Annotated in this window: 13 protein-coding genes and 1 pseudogene; 10 read left to right on the forward strand and 4 right to left on the reverse strand. The window is 48.9% G+C overall.

Going from position 1 to position 19,016, the window contains the following annotated elements:
* Positions 1 to 491, forward strand: a 491-nt coding sequence (locus SPI9445_RS25395; RefSeq protein WP_017305116.1) for a DUF2887 domain-containing protein, incomplete at its 5' end; no start/stop codon positions are given.
* A gap of 295 nt (positions 492 to 786) precedes the next feature.
* Here the strand turns inward: SPI9445_RS25395 and SPI9445_RS0112630 are convergent.
* Positions 787 to 1,362, reverse strand: coding sequence for a hypothetical protein (locus SPI9445_RS0112630; RefSeq protein ID WP_017305117.1), 576 nt, complete (start codon positions 1,360 to 1,362; stop codon positions 787 to 789).
* Between the two features lie 66 nt (positions 1,363 to 1,428).
* Here SPI9445_RS0112630 and SPI9445_RS0112635 point away from each other — a divergent pair, with 66 nt between their 5' ends.
* The 5 genes from SPI9445_RS0112635 to SPI9445_RS0112655 all read left to right on the forward strand — a co-directional run bounded on the left by SPI9445_RS0112635 (position 1,429) and on the right by SPI9445_RS0112655 (position 9,964).
* Positions 1,429 to 1,722 (forward strand): hypothetical protein, encoded by a 294-nt coding sequence (locus tag SPI9445_RS0112635; RefSeq protein WP_017305118.1) that lies wholly within the window; start codon positions 1,429 to 1,431, stop codon positions 1,720 to 1,722.
* Between the two features lie 66 nt (positions 1,723 to 1,788).
* Positions 1,789 to 3,894 carry a S8 family serine peptidase gene (locus SPI9445_RS0112640; protein WP_017305119.1) on the forward strand — a complete coding sequence of 702 codons (2,106 nt, stop codon included), beginning with the start codon at positions 1,789 to 1,791 and terminating at the stop codon, positions 3,892 to 3,894.
* A 78-nt stretch (positions 3,895 to 3,972) separates the two neighbouring features.
* On the forward strand, positions 3,973 to 7,818 hold the full coding sequence (locus SPI9445_RS27630; RefSeq protein WP_017305120.1) for a tetratricopeptide repeat protein: 3,846 nt from the start codon (positions 3,973 to 3,975) through the stop codon (positions 7,816 to 7,818).
* Positions 7,819 to 7,902: 84 nt separating this feature from the next.
* On the forward strand, positions 7,903 to 8,178 hold the full coding sequence (locus tag SPI9445_RS0112650; protein WP_026079751.1) for a hypothetical protein: 276 nt from the start codon (positions 7,903 to 7,905) through the stop codon (positions 8,176 to 8,178).
* A 151-nt stretch (positions 8,179 to 8,329) separates the two neighbouring features.
* Positions 8,330 to 9,964: a cation:proton antiporter gene (locus SPI9445_RS0112655; protein ID WP_026079752.1), complete on the forward strand. Its 1,635-nt coding sequence runs from the start codon at positions 8,330 to 8,332 to the stop codon at positions 9,962 to 9,964.
* Here the strand turns inward: SPI9445_RS0112655 and SPI9445_RS0112660 are convergent.
* The gene (locus SPI9445_RS0112660) at positions 9,939 to 10,589 is read right to left on the reverse strand and encodes a class I SAM-dependent methyltransferase (protein ID WP_017305123.1); all 651 of its coding nucleotides are present in this window, start codon (positions 10,587 to 10,589) and stop codon (positions 9,939 to 9,941) included. The genes SPI9445_RS0112655 and SPI9445_RS0112660 overlap by 26 nt on opposite strands.
* A 395-nt stretch (positions 10,590 to 10,984) precedes the next feature.
* On the opposite strand from SPI9445_RS0112660, the gene SPI9445_RS25405 reads away from it, so the two are divergent.
* The 3 genes from SPI9445_RS25405 to SPI9445_RS0112675 all read left to right on the forward strand — a co-directional run bounded on the left by SPI9445_RS25405 (position 10,985) and on the right by SPI9445_RS0112675 (position 14,618).
* Entirely contained in the window at positions 10,985 to 12,373 is a 1,389-nt protein-coding gene (locus SPI9445_RS25405) for a hypothetical protein (protein WP_017305124.1), read from the forward strand.
* A 55-nt stretch (positions 12,374 to 12,428) separates the two neighbouring features.
* The gene (gene ribD, locus SPI9445_RS0112670) at positions 12,429 to 13,490 is read left to right on the forward strand and encodes a bifunctional diaminohydroxyphosphoribosylaminopyrimidine deaminase/5-amino-6-(5-phosphoribosylamino)uracil reductase RibD (RefSeq protein WP_017305125.1); all 1,062 of its coding nucleotides are present in this window, start codon (positions 12,429 to 12,431) and stop codon (positions 13,488 to 13,490) included.
* 96 nt (positions 13,491 to 13,586) lie between these two features.
* Complete coding sequence (locus SPI9445_RS0112675; RefSeq protein WP_017305126.1) at positions 13,587 to 14,618, forward strand: TIGR03032 family protein; 1,032 nt, start codon at positions 13,587 to 13,589, stop codon at positions 14,616 to 14,618.
* Positions 14,619 to 14,764: 146 nt separating this feature from the next.
* On the opposite strand, the gene argB is transcribed toward SPI9445_RS0112675, so the two are convergent.
* Positions 14,765 to 15,664, reverse strand: coding sequence for an acetylglutamate kinase (gene argB / locus SPI9445_RS0112680; protein ID WP_017305127.1), 900 nt, complete (start codon positions 15,662 to 15,664; stop codon positions 14,765 to 14,767).
* 470 nt (positions 15,665 to 16,134) lie between these two features.
* A pseudogene (locus SPI9445_RS28540) lies at positions 16,135 to 16,515 on the reverse strand (RNA-guided endonuclease InsQ/TnpB family protein); the annotation flags it as partial.
* Positions 16,516 to 16,765: 250 nt separating this feature from the next.
* On the opposite strand from SPI9445_RS28540, the gene SPI9445_RS0112690 reads away from it, so the two are divergent.
* Positions 16,766 to 19,006: a GAF domain-containing protein gene (locus SPI9445_RS0112690; protein ID WP_017305129.1), complete on the forward strand. Its 2,241-nt coding sequence runs from the start codon at positions 16,766 to 16,768 to the stop codon at positions 19,004 to 19,006.
* Positions 19,007 to 19,016 lie beyond the last annotated feature (10 nt).

The following is a 19,016-nucleotide window of genomic DNA, read 5'->3' on the forward strand; positions in this document are numbered from 1 at the left end:
TCTATCTCGACGAGTTAGAAGGAGTACAGGAACGTCTAGGAGTGAGTATAATTCAGTTAGTGGTGGAAGAAGAAGGCCAAGCGATGGAACTGGCACAAAGACTAATTCAGCAAACCCAAGAGGTATTAGACACCAGTCCCATTCAGCGAGATATTATTGACTTAATTGAAACAATTGTTGTGTACAAATTACCCCAACTGAGTCGAGAGGAGATAGCAGAAATGTTAGGATTAACGGATTTAAAACAAACTCGTTTCTATCAAGAAGCTTTTGAAGAAGGCCGCCAAGAAGGTCGTCAGGAAGGTCGTCAAGAAGGTCGTCAGGAAGGTCGTCAGGAAGGTTGGCAAGAAGGGATGGAACAAGGGATTGAACAGGGGGTGGAACAAGCTCAAAGAAACTTAATTCAACGTCTCTTGAGTCGTGGTCAAAGTCCATCGGAAATTGCTGCGTTACTGGATTTACCTGTGGAAAGAGTCCAGCAACTTCTGTAATATTTTGGCTCGAAAGGTCAAGACAGAAGATAAGGGAATTATTCCCGACATTAGGTTAAGGATGGGCATCAAGGGGAAATCAGGGGTTTCCAGTGATGGGTCAAGTAACTAGGTGTATCCCTGTTCGCCATTGAGATTCCGCTTTTCCGTTCTCCAGTCCGAGACACCCTACACCAGTGAACAGGGAGAAATCAAGGAGGAGTGAATGGAAACCATAGGGAATTGTGCTTATTCCCTATTATCACCCTACTTATGACTTGATTACTCCCCCTCTTTTTTGGGTCACTGATGCACTCTATTGAGGAGGACGGGGAAAAGGGGTTTCAACAAAACCGAGTTCAAAGAGTTGCTGATAAGCTTTTTTGCCCAATTCAGTGGTGGGGTTTTGCGATCGCACAATCTGAATCAACAACGGCACAGACAAATCTGGCTTATTTTGAGCGCGATGGACTAAGGCCAATTGGTAGGTCGCCTGATCTCGCAACTGGGCGGTATTCAGAGCATTTCTCCGGTGAGACTCTGACATCCGGTTATCAATCCCCGAAAAGGTCGAAGAAAGCTGTTGATAAAAATTAGACAGTTGGTTAAAGACTTGGCGCGCTTCTTGGAGTCTTTGGGCAGCTAAATCATAGTTTTGGTTGCCCACCGCTCGACTAGCTTCATCTAATAACCGTTGTCCCCCCGGAATACTTAGAAGACTGGTGCTTTGTTGTAGGGGGCGTAACCCATCGGAGGGCGTAAAATTGGGGTCAATATCGCCATCTTCTAAAGGGACTTGAGCTTGTGCCGCAGTGGGCAGAATCATCCCCGCGAGGAGGGCGCACAGCAGAAGTTGAAGGTTGAAGCGGCGAACCGTTCCGAAAAATAGCATTGAATAACCTCTTAGGCCAAGGCCGCAAAACACAACACAATCACGACAGGAAACAACTCCTGTCTGTTGGCATACGATTTTAGCACTCTGTTGGAACAATTGGGGAATTGGTGGGGGGAATCGGGAGTCGGGAGTCGGGAGGCGGGAATCGGTGTAGGGGCGCAATGCTTGCGCCCTAGGGAGTCGGGAAAAGGCAATAGTCAAGAGTTTTGGCTATTCACTAGCCACTATTCCCTGCTCCCCTGCTCCCCCTCCCCCCTCTCCCCTCTCCCCCTCCCCCCCTCTCCCCCTCTCCCCCTCCCCCCCTCTCCCCCTCTCCCCCGTTCCCTGTTCCCTGTTCAAGACATCCCCTATAATTAGGCTGAAACTCCTAGCCCCACTTTAACGGGGTTAGATGAGATATCTCATCGTTCTCAATCAGACACCATGACTAACCCGGAAGAGGTAGAAGTTTCTCCCAGTCCCACTGGGGTAGTTGAAGCGAAAATCGGTCTAATTTTACAACGGGGGGGGGAAGAGTTACCCCTGCTGAAAGTGGGCGATCGCTTTACCCTCGCGCTCAAGACTAAGGAAATCCCCCCAGCCTTTCAACAGTGGCGTTTGAGAGCGATTCCCCCCAGCGAATTATGGGAGGTGCGAGTGACCCCCCAAGCCCTAGAGGAACAACTCGCCCTCGCTCGGCAACATCCCGAGGTGGCTTTTGCCAGTCATGTCTACCAACTCCAACAGAGTCCCGAAACCTTACTCTATTTGAGTCGGGAAATCACCCTGCAATTTCGGGACTCCCTGACCGAAACGGAACAACAAGCCATTGCCGATAGTTGGGGACTCGACCGCCAAGAAGCCATCCCCGGCATCCCCAACACCTTTATTTATTTCCTCACCCCCACCTCCCCAGAAAACCCCCTCAAACTCGCCAATCGCTTAAGCGCCCATCCTGACATCCTCACCGCAGAACCGAATGTGATTTTGCAACAGGCGGCCTATTATCGTCCCCAAGAAGAACATTACAGCGAACAATGGTACTTATTTCACCAAGGGGGCAATCAATTAGCGGTTAATTCTCATATTGAGATCGAGAAAGCTTGGGATATTACCCGGGGGGTGCGTTCGGTAGTGGTGGCTGTTGCCGATGATGCCATTGACCTGAATCATCCCGACTTTCAAGGCAAGGGAAAAATTGTCGCCCCCTATGACTTCAAAGATCAGGACTTTTTACCCATCCCCGGCAACCGCCAAGAAAGTCACGGCACAGCCTGCGCGGGAATTGCGGTAGCGGAGGAAAATGGGACAGGAATTATCGGCGTGGCCCCGAACTGCGCTCTGATGCCCTTGCGGACGACGGGCTATTTAGATGATCGGTCGATTGAGCAGTTATTTAACTGGGCGGTGGAGAAAAAAGCTGATGTGATCTCCTGTAGTTGGGGGGCGGCGGTGGTTCACTTTCCCCTCTCCCTACGGCAACGGGCGACCTTGCACCGGGCGGCGACCCAAGGGCGAGACGGCAAGGGCTGCGTGATTGTCTTTGCGGCGGGCAATGCTAACCGTCCGGTACAGGGGAAAATCTATGAGCGAGACTGGCCAAATAATTTACTCAATGGGCCGACGGATTGGTTAAGTGGTTTTGCGGCTCATCCAGATGTGATTGCGGTGTCGGCTTCGACCAGCTTGAATAAGAAGGCGGCTTATAGTAATTGGGGGGAACATATTTCAGTCTGCGCGCCTAGTAATAATGCCCCGCCGGGGATGTGGTTTCAACAGACGGGGTTTGTGCAAACGGCGCCGAGAGTGACAACGTGGTTGCCGGGACGGGGAATTTTTACCACAGATTTATTGGGAGATTTGGGCTATGATTCGGGGGATTTTACCCGTAGTTTTGGCGGCACGTCCAGCGCTTGCCCGGTGGTGGCTGGGGTGGCGGCTTTGATGCTATCGGTTAACCCTGACTTAACCGCCCAACAGGTGAAGCAACTGTTGCAGAATAGCACCGATAAGATTGTAGACCGCGATCGCGACCCCCAACTAGGGTTACAACTGGGGACGTACAATCAACAAGGTCATTCTCAATGGTTTGGTTACGGGAAAGTGAACGCTTTTCGGGCAGTGCAGGCCGCCCAACAACAACAGGCCCAAGGGGGGAGGACGGGTTCTATACAAACCTTAGAATTACGGCAAAATCAGCCCCTCACTATCCCCGATCATGATCCTCGGGGGGGGGTGAGTGCGATCGCCTTCAATCAAACCGGACAGGTGGAACAGGTGGAGGTACAACTGGAACTCAGACACCAGTTTCTGGGGGATTTGGAGGTTTATCTGCTCCCCCCCACGGGAGAAACCTTACTTTTACAAAATCGCAGTCTGGGCAACCAAACTCTGTTACGCGCCACGTATAATTCCCTCAATACTCCCCTCCTCCAGCGTCTTAGGGGACGGTCTGGGCGAGGCAATTGGCAACTCTGGATCATCGATCATGCCCCGGGGGATACTGGGCAGTTGTGGAGTTGGGGGTTAAAAATTAGTTTACTCCTCTAATCCCCTTAAATTGATAATTAATCCAGTAACACCCACGGCTTCCGCGTCGTGTCTCCCAACGAGAAAGGACTAGAAACAATGTTAAAGTGGCTCAAAAATCTCTCCCAACAACTGAACCCCCAAATCCATATGCACCCGGAGGATGGGTCGGAGGCGACTGAGGATGTGGTGGAGGAATCGACTCAACCCTTAACCGATAAGGATTATGAGTTTTTGTTTACCCAACTCTTAGAAGGGGTAGGACATGGTTGGCAACCGATTCGCGTTCAACGGTTTTTTGAAGCCCTCGAAAGTCGCGGCACCATTGAACAATGGGTGGAGTGGCTACAACGCTATGGGGCGAAAATATTGGCCGCTTCTAACTCAAATCCCGATTTAGCTAGACGTTTGGTTGCCTTGGGTGAAGTGACGCGATCGCTCCCGAAATACCAAAAAGTCGGCGAGACGGCTGGGGGAATTGGTCGCCTCTTAGTGGCACGAGAGAGTAAAGGTGATAGTGACACTTGGCAGTATAGCGATCCCCCAGTTTATCGCGCCCAACCGGATCCCCCAGCCCCCACGCCTCCCCCCTCGGAACCGGAAACAGTGTTACCGCCCCCCCCCAGCAGTGGGATTCCCCCTCTCAACCCCCAAACCATCCCCACCGGGGACAATCGCACGATTACCCTGGATGAATTGTTAGTGCGACTGCAACAGGATGAGAATTTAGTGCAACAGGTCGCCCAGCGTTTGGGGTTACAGTCGAATGATCCCCAAGAGATTATTCAGGAGTTGGTGCGGCAAATTAATCAACGCAATGCCGCTCAAGGAATCACCGCGCCCTCACCGCCCCCGGTGTCGAGTAATGATGCCGCTGAGGCCGCCTTTAATCAAGGGGTGCAGTTTTACGAGTTGGGGAGTTTTGAACAGGCGATCGCGGCTTGGGAAAAGGCCATTGAGTTAAAACCCGACTACTATCAAGCGTGGGGCAATCGAGGGCTAGGGTTAAAAAACCTCAGTCGCTATTCCGAGGCCATCGAGTCTTATGATCGGGCGATTGGCTTAAAACCGGACTTTCATAAGGCTTGGTATAATCGCGGTCTGGCCTTGGATGAGTTGGGGCGCTATGAAGAAGCGATCGCCTCCTACGACCAAGTATTACAAATCAAGGGCGATTTCCATAAAGCCTGGTACAGTCGCGGCAACAGTTTAGACAATATTGGACGCTATGAGGAAGCCGTAGCCTGTTATGACCGCGCCATTGACTTAAAATCCGACTTTTATAAAGCCTGGTCGAGTCGGGGCAATGCCCAGAAAAGTCGGGGGATGTATGAAGAAGCCATCATGAGTTATGACGGGGCGCTACGGCTGAAATTAGATGATCCCGAAATCTGGTATAACCGAGGTCTGGCACTCGCTGCACTGGGACGGGAACAAGAAGCGATCGCCAGTTATGAAAAAGCCCTCGAATTGCGCCCCAATGATCACGCCGTCCTCTGGAGTCGGGGGGATGCTAAAGCCGATTTAGGGCTATGGGAACAAGCCCTCGCCGATTATGACCGAGTAATTGCCGTTAATCCTAACTTTGCCGCCGTTTGGTGTAGTCGGGGGAATGTGCTGCAAACCTTGGGGCGTAACGATGAGGCCTTGATGTCTTATGATCAGGCGATCGCGCAAAATAAAACCCTCACCGAAGCTTGGTATGGTCGCGCCAACACCCTCTATCAATGGCAACGCTACCCCGAAGCCCTTGATAGTTACAACCACGCCCTCTCCTGTGAACCTAACTTTGATCTCGCCTGGAAAGGGCGCGCCCTCACCCTCCTCGCCCTCAACCGCCCCGAGGAAGCCATTGGCTGTTTTGACCGTTGTCTACAACTAGCCGGGGAAGAGTGGGAAATCTGGTCAGGGCGCAGTCGGGCGGCCAAACGCTCCGGAGAGGCCGACCTGTTGTTAATGGCCCTTAGCCCCGTAGTGCAGAATGACCCCCGCTTAAACCTCCGAGGCTACGAGGGACAATTGGCCAACTTAGAACGTGGTCTAAGCGCCCTTTCCCCCGACTTATACCCCGAAGCTTGGGGTCAACTGCAACGACAAATTGCCCTCGCCCACTACCACCAAGCCCTAGAAGAAGAAAAACCCCAAGGTTTATGGCAAACCGCCTTAAACTGTAGTAATGAAGCCTTAGATGTTTTAACCCCCGAAGCCTTCCCCCTACTCACCTTGCAACTCTGGCAAGAGCAAATTCAAACCCATCTCTGCTTAGAACAGTTAAAACAAGCCGAAGCGGTTCATCAAAAGGCTTTATCCCTGCAACAAACCCTGCTCACCAGTGGAAACCTCAACCCAGAGCAGCAAAAGCAACTGAGCTTGAAACTAGCGGGATTAAACGCCTTAGCGGTGGATCTAGCCCTGCAAAACGGGGAATTTAAACAAGCCCTCGAAGCCGCCGAAACCAGCCGCCACTGGGTTCTCTCCTGGTTGCTGGATCGTCCTGAATGGCGGCAAACCCGCTTAAACTGGGAAGCCATGCAGCGTCTAATCCCCCCCCAAACTGCTCTACTCTATTGGCATATTAGCCCCAATACCCTCACCACCTTTATCTTAAAACCCAATGCCCCAGAACCCCTTGTCGTGGGACATACGCCCAATGTGGTCTTAAATGTGGTCTTGAGTCCCTCCCTACGTTCTCGGGTGGAGTCCGCCAAAGCCGACAGCGAGGCCTCCCTTGATTTATTATTGGAACTGTTAGGATTAGGGGAAGAACCCCGCCGCAAAGCCAGTAAACCCGACAAAACCCCCCAACAAAAAGAACGCACCCAAGAGAATGTAGACGAGTACACCGCCGCCCGCAAACGGTTAATGCGCCTCAAAGAGTGGTTAGGGGTATGGGATAAAGCCCAGCAGGACTTAGAACATTTTGCCGATCAACTACCTGCTTGTTTAGAAAGCCTGCAAGAGATCCTGCAAGTTCCCGAAATTTGGGACGAATTAGAGGACGAATCCATTGACCAAATCATCTTAATTCCCCATCAAGACTTACACCGTCTCCCCCTAACGGCCTTATTGGGAGAGCGCGTCACTGTGACCACCCTTCCGAGTTTACAACTGGGGGAACTGGTCGCCGACCTTGCCCCGGAATCCCCCACCGACGATTTAGCGGATCCGTGGTTAAAAGGGGAAGACTTCGGGACTGACCCCCCCAGTTCAACCCTTCCTCTCCTGTGCCTAGAATGCCCTACAGCCCCGCCCGGAAGCAATCGAACCCATATTACTCAATCGGGCTTAGAAGCCGCTCTATTGGGGGTTATTGTGGGGAATATGCAGCGTTTAGATCCCACCTCAATCAGTCAACGGCAAAGTTTAGAGGCCATTGGGGCGGGACAAGGTTTATTACACCTCCTCGCCCACACCACCTATAACACCGTCAATCCTCTCCAATCTACCCTAGTCCTGCAAGGGTCAGAACGGCTCACCCTACGCCAACTCTCCTCCCTCCCCCTCTCCCGTTATCCCCTCGTCACCTTGGGCGCCGTCGAGATTCCCGTGACAGGATACCCGGAAGACAGCCCCGACTACGGCGGAATTGCTACCATTCTCAATAGCCAAGGGGTGAAGGCTGTCCTCCGTCCCCTCTGGTCGGTTGATCCCACCGTGCGGTTATTATTCATGGTGGAGTTCTACCGACGCATCGCCCGCCGTCAAACGGCCGCCGTCGCTCTCCAACAAACCCAACAGTGGTTACGCCATTTAACCGTTCGTCAATTAGTGCAATGGTACTTAGACCGAGCGCAGGAATTGGAAACCTATCCCCAATCTCTATCGGAAGAGTTAGTCACTGCCGCCCGTCAACGCCAAGAAACCTTAAATCAAGGCAATGGGGATCTAACTCCTTATGCTCATCCTTATTACTGGGCAGCTTTCACCTTATCTGGAAATTCGTAACAGGCTTGTCAGACTTGAAACTACATCTAAGGATAGGTTATCAAGAAAGCAACAGCCCTTTTTCTAGTGGATGTCAACCAAATCATGAGTGAAATGAACTCGAATATCCTTGAAGATGTGCAAATTCCTCGCGAAGTGCGAGTCACCCAACTGCAAAACTTAATTGACACCTTGCGAATTGCTGAGGAAATTGCGACCAAAGGTTACTTAATCAGCAGTTCTGAATTAGCTGACCTGATGGACGTGAATGCTAGTGCTGTCACGAGTCGTGGGGATCACTGGTCTTGGCGAAATTGGGTAATTTCAAGAGTCCGCAGAGAAGGGAATCAAATTCTCTGGCAATTAGAACGGGTAGATTAAACAACAGGGAACGGGGAACGGGGAACGGGCAGCAGGGGAGCAGGGGAGAATTGATAATTATTCCCTATCACCTATTCCCGATTCCCGATTCCCGATTCCCGATTCCCGATTCCCGACTCCCGACTCCCTGTTCCCTGTTCCCTATTTCGTAATGCTTACTAGCCTCCTTTGGATTCTGCTCATGGGCTTTTTTGTCGGTCAAATTGCCCGACGTTTAAAAGCACCGCCCCTATTTGGGATGATTCTGGCGGGGATTATCTTAGGGCCAGAAGTGGCTAATGTTCTCACATCAGAAATACTGGAATCGGCTCAGTCCCTGCGGATTATCGCGGTCATGATCATCTTGATGAAGGCCGGGTTAGGATTAGACTGGGAAAAACTGGCTCAACAAGGTAGCGTGGCCATTCGCTTAGGCTTTCTCCCTGCCACTTTTGAAGCGGTTGTAGTTGCGATCGCCTCTATCTTCCTCTTTCAACTAGACTGGATGACTGGACTCCTGCTAGGCTGTGTCGTAGGGGCAGAATCCCCCGCCGTCATTGTCCCCGGAATGTTACGTCTCAAAAGTCTAGGCTGGGGTGTCAGTAAAGGCATCCCCGACACCATTCTAACCGGAAGTGCCGTCTCCGATGTCTTACTCCTCCTGCTGTTTAACCTCCTGCTCAATTTCCTCTCCCAAGGCATGGACACCGGAATCACCCTCCCCGGTGGCCTGACCTTAAACGCGCTGGAATTACTCCCCCTGCAAGTCATCAGTCAAATTGCTGTCGGTATTGGTTTAGGATTTTGTGCCGCCCGTTGGCTTATTTCCCTGTTAGTGCGGCAAAACTGGACTCAAAATAGTGTACAGGATACCCTCGTTGTGGCCGGAATTGCCCTGCTTTTGGTCGTGACGGCCGAACAAATCCCCCTCTTTTCCGGTTATATGGCCGTCATGTCAACAGGTTATTTTTTACTGGAATTCGATGCTCCCCTAGCCCGAGAAATTCGTAAAGGTTTTGATGGATTATGGATTGGGGCAGAAATTATCCTCTTTGTCCTCATGGGGGCTAGTGTGCAACTCTCCGTCTTGGGTGATGTATTACTGCCCGGATTGCTACTCCTCGCCATTGGTACCTTAATCGGACGGGGGTTAGGCTGGTATCTTTCTACATTAGGCAGTAATTGGACTCCCTCAGAGCGACTGTTTTTATTAGCTGGAAATTCGGCTAAGGCCACTGTCCAGGCGGCTATTGGGGCGATTCCCCTCGCCTATGGTATCGCGGGAGGGGAGATTATTCTAGCGATCGCCGCCCTGTCCATCTTAGTGACTGCCCCCCTCGGTGCTTGGGCAATTCCCACCTTTGCCCCCAAACTCCTCCAAAAAGGGGAAGTAGACCCCACCAAAGTTAATATCAGCCGCCCCGTGCGTTTACTGGTCGCCGTAGACACTTCCCCCCTCTCCCATCCCATTATGGTTAAAGCGGCCGACCTCGCCCGACGGGGCAACAGTGAGGTCATTGTGTTGCACGTCCTTTGTACCGATGACCCCCTAGGACTGGATAACCTGAGACAAAGCGCCCGACAAGTCTTCGCCGATATTCGCCATAGATTCATCACAGTCACCGGGTCAATTTCTGAAGAAATTGTCCGCACCGCTCAACAGTACCAAGTGGATGAAATTATCATGGGCAAACGAGGAAAACGGAGTTTATCGGAGCAAATTTTAGTGAATTCCGTCTCCCAAGCCATTTTAGAAACGGCCGCTATCCCTGTGATTATCGTTACTCCACCTTACGTTCTGCAATGACCGCATAAAAGGGATCTTGTCCTCCCATGCCCAACATTTGGAGGAAACTGGGCAGTTCAGAACGTTGAATAATCACCTCCGGTTCAGTGAACCCAGAAATCGCTTTAAGATAAGCCTTAACTAAGGCCACCCGTCCCATTTCGCTATTATCCCGCCAAGCGGCGATCGCCTTTTGATAAAACATCCGGTTAGAAAAGCTGATAATCAACAATCCCCCCGGTTTGAGAAGGCGACAAATTTCACTTAAAACAATCTCGGGATACTGTAAATACTGCACCGACACACAGATTAACACCGCGTCAAATTCCCCATCGGAAAAGGGCAATTGAGGGGTACTGTTCAAATTCTGCACAACATAATGATTCAGTCGCGGATTTTTCCTCAACTCCTCCTCATTCATCCCGTGACCTTCAACATGGGCAAATTCCACCTCATCCGGCAGATGAGACACCCAACTACTCATCAAGTCCAGAACGCGACTGTTGGGTTTTAAGCGTTCCCGATAAAGTTGGGTCAGTTGGTCAATGAAATGATCATCAACATGAGTCACAAAGCGAGGGACAGAATAGAAAAACCCATCATCCCCATTATCGTATTTCGTCCGTGCTTCCGGTTTCAACAACATAGTTCACAGGCATTTCTAGGATCTCCACTCCATAGGATAAAGGAAAGAGACAGTGAATTGTCCCCAGTTCCCCCCCCCCTCCCAAAAACAGGATATCCGGAATCCTCAATTTTTGGTCTGTAGCTTCTCCTCAAACCACTCTTACCCAGTTTAAATAGGGCGTGCTGAATAACTCTGCTCGTGGGGCTAGGGAACAGGGGGGAGTCAGAAAAAGGCAACCTTTTTTGATTCTTTATCTCTAAAACCTTGCACTTTCTCGCTCCCAATCGAAAGTCCTAGTCACAGTGCTTAGAGGGATATTCAGCAGACACTAAATAAGTCATAACACAGTTTAACCTCTTCTCTTCTGCCCCTGTCCCGGCAATTGTTGCCGTCCCATTCAATCATCAAAGGTCATGAAAAAAGCTCAATGGCTAATCATTCTCCTAGTCCTAGCTCTCCTAATTCTTGCCTTCCTTCAGCCTTCCTTAGCCCTCTTAAGCGGTATTGTTATCACTTGTATTTTATCCTATCAATACCCGCGAATCGCCTTTATTGCCTTGCTGATATATCTTCCTTTTTCTGGGACAATCACTTATCAACTTTTAGGCGGTCATCCCGCCAGTACATTCTTTAAAGATTTTCTTTACTTTCCTGCCTTAATCGGTTTAATTCAATTTCACCAAAAAGAAACCAATCCTGTCAGTATTTCCAAGCCCCTACGATGGTCAATTATCTTGGTCTTTTGCTTCGGTTTATTAACCCTAATCACCGTCAATTTAGCCCAGCAAGTTTTACCCGTGGCTCAGGACGGAATCCCTATCCTAATGGGATTAATCGGCTTAAAAACTTGGATTGGCTACATCCCCCTAATTGGGGTTGGTTCTCTACTCTTGCGCCAGACTAAAGACCTGCATTTTTTCAGCCGTTTATTTGTCCTCCTCGCCCTGATTTGCTCCGGACTCGCTATCATCCAGTATGGGTTACTCGTGACCGGAATTTGTGAAGGGACCAGAGGATTAGTCGATCCAGACCTTTTCAAGGCTACTCTTGAGGCTAAATGCTTTGTCGGTGGCACAGTTGCCTTTAATCCTGAACATAATATCATCCGTTTACCCGGGACTTTTACCTCCCCTTGGCATTGGTCTTGGTTTTTAATTTCCAGTGCGTTTATGGTTGCTGCTACCGCTTGGTGTGACCCCAATAAACATTGGAGAAAAATCGGATTTTTGACCTTGACTTTTCTGGTTTTATCTAGTATAATATCGGGGCAAGATTTAGCTATCAAACTTGTTCCGACTATTGGTATTTTGTCTTACTTTGTAATTCATCCTGATTGGAAGCAAAACCCAAAAAACCTTCAAGGTTTTGGGATTTTTGCCGTTGTTTTTATTGTGGTTAGTTCTATTCTTTTATCCGCCGAGTTTGTCGCGGCTCAATTTAATTGGGTATTGACTCAAAATCCGGGATTCTTGGGGAATGGTTTGGGGAGTGCTACCAACGCGGCGCGAATTTTTGGCCCCACAGACCTGATCGAAACCTTTTATCCCAAAATGCTGTTCGAGGCGGGACTGTTGGGAGTGGTGAGTTTTCTAGGGGTGGTGGTGACGTTAAGCTGGGTTGTGTTTCACCAAGGGCGATCGCTTTTAGATCCCAAACTCCAAGGATACGCCCTCCTGATTTGGCTTTTCGTCCTCCTCGTAAGTTATAACCAATACTGGTATCCGCTAGATACCGATCCCGTTAATATTTATTATTGGTTATGGGCAGGAATGGCACTCAAGTTGCCTCTCCTAAAGCCCTAATGGTTTCCTGATTACTGTTACCACTGTGTCCTCCTTCCTCTTCGACCGTGAAATGATGCGGCGCTGTTTGCAACTGGCGCGGAAAGCCCTCGGGAAAACCGCCCCCAACCCCCTCGTTGGCTGTGTGATCACCCAAGGAGGGAAAATCGTCGGGCAAGGATTTCATCCCAAAGCCGGAGAACCCCACGCTGAAGTGTTTGCCCTCCGTGCCGCCGGAGAACAAGCCCGAGGCGCTACCCTCTACGTCAACCTAGAACCCTGTAACCACCAAGGCCGCACCCCCCCCTGTACCCAAGCCATCCTACAAGCGGGAATCCGTAAAGTCGTGGTCGGGATGATTGACCCAGACCCTCGCGTTTCTGGAACCGGGGTAGAAACCCTCCAACAAGCCGGCCTAGAGGTCATCGTTGGAGTAGAAGAAGCCGCCTGTCAGAAACTCAATGAGGCCTTTATTCACCGCATCCTCTATCAGCGCCCCTTGGGGATTCTCAAGTATGCCATGACCCTAGACGGGAAAATTGCCACCACCACCGGACATAGTGCTTGGGTAACAGGAGAAAAAGCCCGTCATCTTGTCCACCAACAGCGCGCCATTGCCGACGCGGTAATTGTCGGGGGAAACACCGTCCGCCAAGATAACCCCCACCTCACCAGTCACGGCGTTTCAGACCGAAACCCCCTACGAGTCATTATCAGTCCCAGTTTTAATCTGCCCCCCATTGCTCACCTCTGGGACACAGAAACCGCCCCCACCCTGATCTTTACCCAAGAAGGTGCTAATCTTCCCTTACAGGCTCAATTAAGCCAACAAGGAGTAGAAATTGAAGCCTTGCCCCAACTGACCCTAGATGCCGTGATAGAGTCTCTCTATCATCGGGGATTATCCCAAATCTTTTGGGAATGTGGGGGAGTCCTAGCCGCCCAAGCTATTCAAGCCAAAGCTGTGCAGAAGGTGATGGCCTTCATTGCCCCTAAAATCATCGGTGGCACTACCGCCCCCTCTCCCGTAGGGGATTTAGGATTCACCCAAATGACGGAGGCTCTCCCCCTAAAAGAATTGGTCATCACGTCCCTTGATGGCGATTTATTAGTTGAGGGCTATCTCGATTTTCCATAAATAGTAAGAGATGGGGTATAGGGGGAATTAAGCATTATTCCCTCTTACCTCTTGCCTTTTCCCCATTCCCGACTCCCTATTCCCCCATCCTGATTTGTGTCTAAACAGTTTAAAAATCCCCCGTTTGAGTATATTTACTCCCCTAACTTCCCCGAAATTCTGGAATCGTTAAATATTTCCTTGTTCATTTCCACCTATCAAGTGGGCAAGTTGATTGTGGTTCGTTCACAAAATGGTTATTTAAGTACCTTACTCCGCAATTTTAAACACCTCATGGGGCTAGCGCTCAATCAACATTGTCTAGCCTTGGGAACCAAACGAGAAATCTGGTTTTTGCCCAATGTTCCGGGGATTGCTCACAAAATTAATCCCCCAGAACAATATGATGGCTGTTTTGTGCCGCGTAAGTCCCACATTACCGGAGATATTCGAGTGCATGAGTTGGCATGGGTGGGGGAGGAATTATGGTTTGTTAATACTCGCTTTTCTTGCCTTTGTACCCTCGAAGATTACTATAATTTTGTCCCGCGATGGCAGCCCCCTTTTATTACGGAATTAGTCCCTGAAGATCGCTGTCATTTAAATGGCTTGGCTGTGGTGAATTCTAAGCCCCAGTATGTGACGTTTTTTCAGGTGAGTAATGTGGCGGGGGAATGGCGTAAAAACAGGAAGAATGGGGGCTGTGTGATGGATATTGAGAGCGGAGATGTGCTGAATCAAAGTTTCTCTATGCCCCATTCTCCACGGGTTTATAACAATCGTTTATGGGTTTTAAATTCAGGCTATGGGGAGTTAGTGGTTATTGACGAAAAAAGCGGGGAAAAAATCTCGGTGGTTCAGTTACCGGGTTTTACAAGAGGATTGACTTTTTGCGGAAATTATGCTTTTATTGGGCTGTCTCAAATTCGCGAAAAAAAGACGTTTGGGGGTTTACCGATTGAGCAGCAGAATCAACCGTTACAATGTGCGGTTTGGGTGGTGGATATTGTAACGGGGAAGGCGGTAGCTTCTTTAAAGTTTGTGTCGGGCTGTACGGAGTTATTTGATGTGCAGGTTTTGCCGAATATTCCCTATCCGACGGTGGTCGGTTTTCAGAAGAATACGTTAAATAAGATTTTTATTTTTTGAGCCATAGAGGATTAAATGGGGCTTGCTGAACAAGTCGGTTAATCGGGAAGAGGCACTCTTGCAAGAGTTTTGGCTATTCACTAGCCACGATTCACTATTCCCCCTCCCCCCCTCCTGTTCCCTGTTCCCTGATGCAGCAAGCCCTACTAGGATTTCGAGAATTCTGAAGCAACAATCATGGAACCGATGCCTTGATTGGTAAAGACTTCTAATAGGAGGGCGTGGGGAACTCGGCCGTCGAGGATGTGGGCGGCATGAACACCTTGGGCAAGCGATCGCACACAACAATTCACTTTCGGGATCATCCCCCCAGCCACAATCCCGTCATTAATCAATTCTCGGGCTTGTTGGATATCTAACTTAGCGATTAAGGTAGACGGATCCTTATAATCCCGTAAAATGCCCGCCGTATCCGTCAGCAGAATCAATTTTTCAGCCCCCAAAGCGGCCGCAATTTCCCCCGCGACTGTATCGGCATTAATATTATAAGCTTGTCCGTTTTGGTCTACCGCAACGCTGGAAATCACCGGAACATAGCCCCCCTTGAGCAGGGTTTCAATGACGCGGGTATCAACACTACTCACCTCACCGACAAAACCAACATCCGCGCTATTATCCACCGGACGGGCGGTGATCAAGTTACCATCTTTCCCACATAAACCTACGGCCGCCCCCCCCGCTTGATTAATCAGGGCGACAATTTCCTTGTTCACTCGACCGACTAAAACCATTTCCACTACTTCCATCGTGTCGGCATCGGTGACGCGCAAACCATCTTTAAATTGGGGTTCAATCTTCAATTTTCCCAGCCAACTGTTGATTTCTGGACCCCCTCCGTGAACGACAATGGGGCGAGCGCCGACACAAGAGAGAAACACAATATCCCGCATGACCTGATCTTTCAAGCTAGAATCCTTCATGGCCGCCCCCCCATACTTAATCACAATCGTCCGTCCGGCAAATTGTTGAATGTAGGGGAGGGCTTCACTCAAGACACGGACGCGAGTATTGGCGGGATCTTGATTCAACAGGTTCTCACTACTCATGAATGGCTTGCCTCAATGAATAAACTGGGTTTATGTACCATCATTAAGGGACAAACCCCCCAAACCCGAGAACGTTCAGATAGATTTAACAAAAATGTTGCGGAATTCCCCTTCCTCGCTTGCTCGGGGTGGGATAGCAACCCAGCAATATACTGAGCGACAGCGAATCCATGCTAAGATAAATGTATCTTGACCACTAACTCCCAAAGCGAAAACCAAGCTAAAAAGGGCTGTGTTGCAAGAGAAAATTTGGGTCTTAGGAACTAGGACTTCTGCCTGGGGAGGGAAGATAAGACTCGCTATATTTCGGTATAGAAAGCACTTCCCATTGAATCAGGAAGCTCCATCCTCGCGCCTAGGCAGGGTGGGGTAGTTCACCTAATGAGGGCTTGATCTTCTGTCTCCTGTTTTGTGGGGGTCATCTATTGTCCCTTGCTTATGGGATCTCGTGCCCTTTGACACTCCCAGGCCTAAAGGCGTGGGGATTCTACATTCACGGACTCACCGTTAGACAGCAGGCTTGCGCCAACCGCCCAAGAGGGCAAATCTCCTGTAGCGTAAGTTCCAGTATGCCCTACCGTACTGAGTCCTAGTCTCAAAATATTGATGGCCGCATTGATATCTCTGTCTTCCACATACCCACCTTCCACATACCCACAATGAGGACAAACATGGGTTCTAGTAGACAAAGATTTTTTCACGTTATCGCCACAGCTAGAGCATTTTTGACTCGTGTTATGGGGAGGGACTGCAACAGTTACCTTCCCATATTTATGGCCAAAATATTCTAACCAACTGCGAAAAGTGTACCAACCTGCATCACTAATTGATTTCGCTAGATGTCTTTGTTGTCCATCCAGTAGCGTAAGCACTTGTTTTGAACGAATTGGCTAGTACGAATGGCTTCATCTATCGCTTGATATTGCTTGTCTTTCCCTTTGACTTTGAACTCGTATACAATCATGGCATGAACCACTTGAACTTACCTTATGTTAGCACACAAAGCATAAAGTCGTCCTAAAGGACGAGGTTTTAAACCCATGTTTTCGATAAGCAGAGGTCAACGTTGTTATCCCAGCCCTTCCTCAAGCCAATCTGACTATGAACCCAAATCCATCCCCATCTGCATCTAAGACTGGTCAATCTACTCTCGGGACTGCGGCCGCTTCTTCTCTCGGCAAAGCCCAAAACTATAAAAAACTTTTGGCTTTGGTGTTGGAGTGGACGGATAAGGAACCGTTTCTGACCCAGATCCTGTTTAAGCTGATGATGGAGGAGAAGACCACACCAAAAACGGGACAGGAGGAGGTGTGGATGGAAAATTTAGTGCGATCGCGAGTCCTCCACAACTGGGAACAAAACCCCCGTCTCAAACCCCTCTGGTCGATTCGCGATCGCCTACTCAAAAGCAAGGACAAAAAGCGCAGTCTCCAACTCCTGAAATTTTATAAGCAAGTCTTTCAAGAAGAGGGAGTTTTCGCCAATACTGGGTCAGAACAAAAAGAACTCCGCCTCTTGGGTTTAATCGCCAAGCAACAAGGGAAACTGAAAGTTCATAATAAAATCTATGAACTTATTTTCAGTGAAGAATGGGTCGATCAAGCCATTGAAACGCTGGAAAATGACCTAGAACCCAGCGAAGAAGATTATTTGCGCATCTTCACACAACTGGAGCGCAAACTATTCGGTTCTCAAGTCGATATTATCCGCCAAATTGAACAGGGCAATGATGATCAAGAAGTCACCCAACCCCTCTATGAAGTCCTGCGAGATGTGACGACCAATGTAGGAGAATTAGTCGGGTCTGACCGTACCAGCATCTTTTTACTGAATGAAGAAAAAACCGAATTGTGGTCTTTAGTAGCTGAAGATGAAAGCGGGCATTTTTTAGATATTCATGTGCGGATGGGGGAAGGAATTACCGGATTAGTGGCTAAAAATAAACAGGTGATCCACATTCCTGATCATGTCTATGAAGATCCACGCTCCCAATTAGTGAAAGAATTTGATAAAAAATATAATTACCATACCCAAAATATCCTAGCTTTTCCCATTTTAAATGATGAGCAAGAAGTCATCGCTGTTGTTCAACTGCTAAATAAACTCAAAAAACGACAACAAGATATTGAAGGCTTTACTCATCTAGATTTAGAACGTCTTGCTAAATGTGTTCTACCCATTCGTCGCATTTTAGAAACCTGTCAATCTTGTTATGAGTCCATTAAGAAAGCCCAAGCTACGGCGGCTTTAAGACAAGCGACACGCTCGTTAGATCAGGTTAATTTAGACACCCAAATGATTTTAGAACGGGTGATGAATGCGGCGAAAAAACTGCTCAATGCCGATCGCAGTACCCTGTGGTTAGTCGATGAAGAAAAGGGGGATTTATGGACAGAAATTCCCGGAGATGGCAAGATTAGATGTCCCATCGGCACGGGATTTGTGGGACAAGTGGCACAAAGTCGCCAAGCGATGATTATTCCCTATGATTTATATGATGACCCTAATGCAGAAAATGCTAAGAAAACGGATGAACATACCCACTATCGGACTTGTAGTTTGCTTTGTATGCCAGTGTTAAGTCCCAGTGGCAAGTTATTAGGGGTGACGCAATTAGTGAACAAACGGAAAGCCGGGGCAACGGGAGAATATGATAAGTCTCTCTTTCCGGCTGTTCCTCCTTTTTTTAAGGCCAGTTTTGATAAAAATGACCGCCATTCTATGCAGATTTTTAACGAACGGGTGGGGGCAATTCTTCAGTTTGCTAAAACCCATGAGAAGTTAAAAGAATCGGCGAAGCTTGAACCGCAAGCGGCAGTTTTACAAACCTTGAATTTGTTTTCCAATGTTTTAGATAATGGCTCAGAACAAGGGTATGAGACGGTTTACACGCTTATTAAGCAGTTATCCCATTCTCTAAAACGTCAACTTAAAGCAGAATTTTGCCACATTTTTATGTTGAGTGTGGATCAACAGGATCTCTGGTTGTTTTATAGAGAAGCACAAACGGAGTTAGTCAAAACGATCATTTTAACGACTCAACAAGGAATTGCTGTTAAGGTATTAACGGCTAAGGAAGCAAAGAAAAGTAATAAAGCGGGACAAATTCGCGATCAATTAGTGCGAGTGGGATTGAGTTCTAAACAGGTGGGAGACTTAAAGAGTGTTTTATTATTCCCCTTGGTGGATGGTTCGGGAAATGCTGTGGCCTTAATTCGTTTGTTAAATAAAATAGATTATCCTGATGGGTTTACGGCGGAAGATGTTGATTTTCTGAAACAAAAATCGCGGGATGTTTTACCGATTCTGCAAGGGTTTCAGTCTTTTTCTTCCAGTTTGTAAGGGCGAGTTT

Origin of the sequence: Spirulina subsalsa PCC 9445 (assembly GCF_000314005.1) — a bacterium.
Classification (GTDB): Bacteria; Cyanobacteriota; Cyanobacteriia; order Cyanobacteriales; family Spirulinaceae; genus Spirulina_A; species Spirulina_A subsalsa.

What these genes read in the sequence shown, in the direction of transcription:
- SPI9445_RS0112655 (WP_026079752.1), top strand. Translation starts at nt 8,330, where the DNA reads ATGCTTACTAGCCTCCTTTGGATTCTGCTCATGGGCTTTTTTGTCGGT.
- SPI9445_RS0112660 (WP_017305123.1), bottom strand. Translation starts at nt 10,589, where the DNA reads ATGTTGTTGAAACCGGAAGCACGGACGAAATACGATAATGGGGATGAT.
- SPI9445_RS0112690 (WP_017305129.1), top strand. Translation starts at nt 16,766, where the DNA reads ATGAACCCAAATCCATCCCCATCTGCATCTAAGACTGGTCAATCTACT.
- SPI9445_RS27630 (WP_017305120.1), top strand. Translation starts at nt 3,973, where the DNA reads ATGTTAAAGTGGCTCAAAAATCTCTCCCAACAACTGAACCCCCAAATC.
- SPI9445_RS0112630 (WP_017305117.1), bottom strand. Translation starts at nt 1,362, where the DNA reads ATGCTATTTTTCGGAACGGTTCGCCGCTTCAACCTTCAACTTCTGCTG.
- argB (WP_017305127.1), bottom strand. Translation starts at nt 15,664, where the DNA reads ATGAGTAGTGAGAACCTGTTGAATCAAGATCCCGCCAATACTCGCGTC.
- SPI9445_RS0112640 (WP_017305119.1), top strand. Translation starts at nt 1,789, where the DNA reads ATGACTAACCCGGAAGAGGTAGAAGTTTCTCCCAGTCCCACTGGGGTA.
- SPI9445_RS0112650 (WP_026079751.1), top strand. Translation starts at nt 7,903, where the DNA reads ATGAGTGAAATGAACTCGAATATCCTTGAAGATGTGCAAATTCCTCGC.
- ribD (WP_017305125.1), top strand. Translation starts at nt 12,429, where the DNA reads ATGCGGCGCTGTTTGCAACTGGCGCGGAAAGCCCTCGGGAAAACCGCC.
- SPI9445_RS25405 (WP_017305124.1), top strand. Translation starts at nt 10,985, where the DNA reads ATGAAAAAAGCTCAATGGCTAATCATTCTCCTAGTCCTAGCTCTCCTA.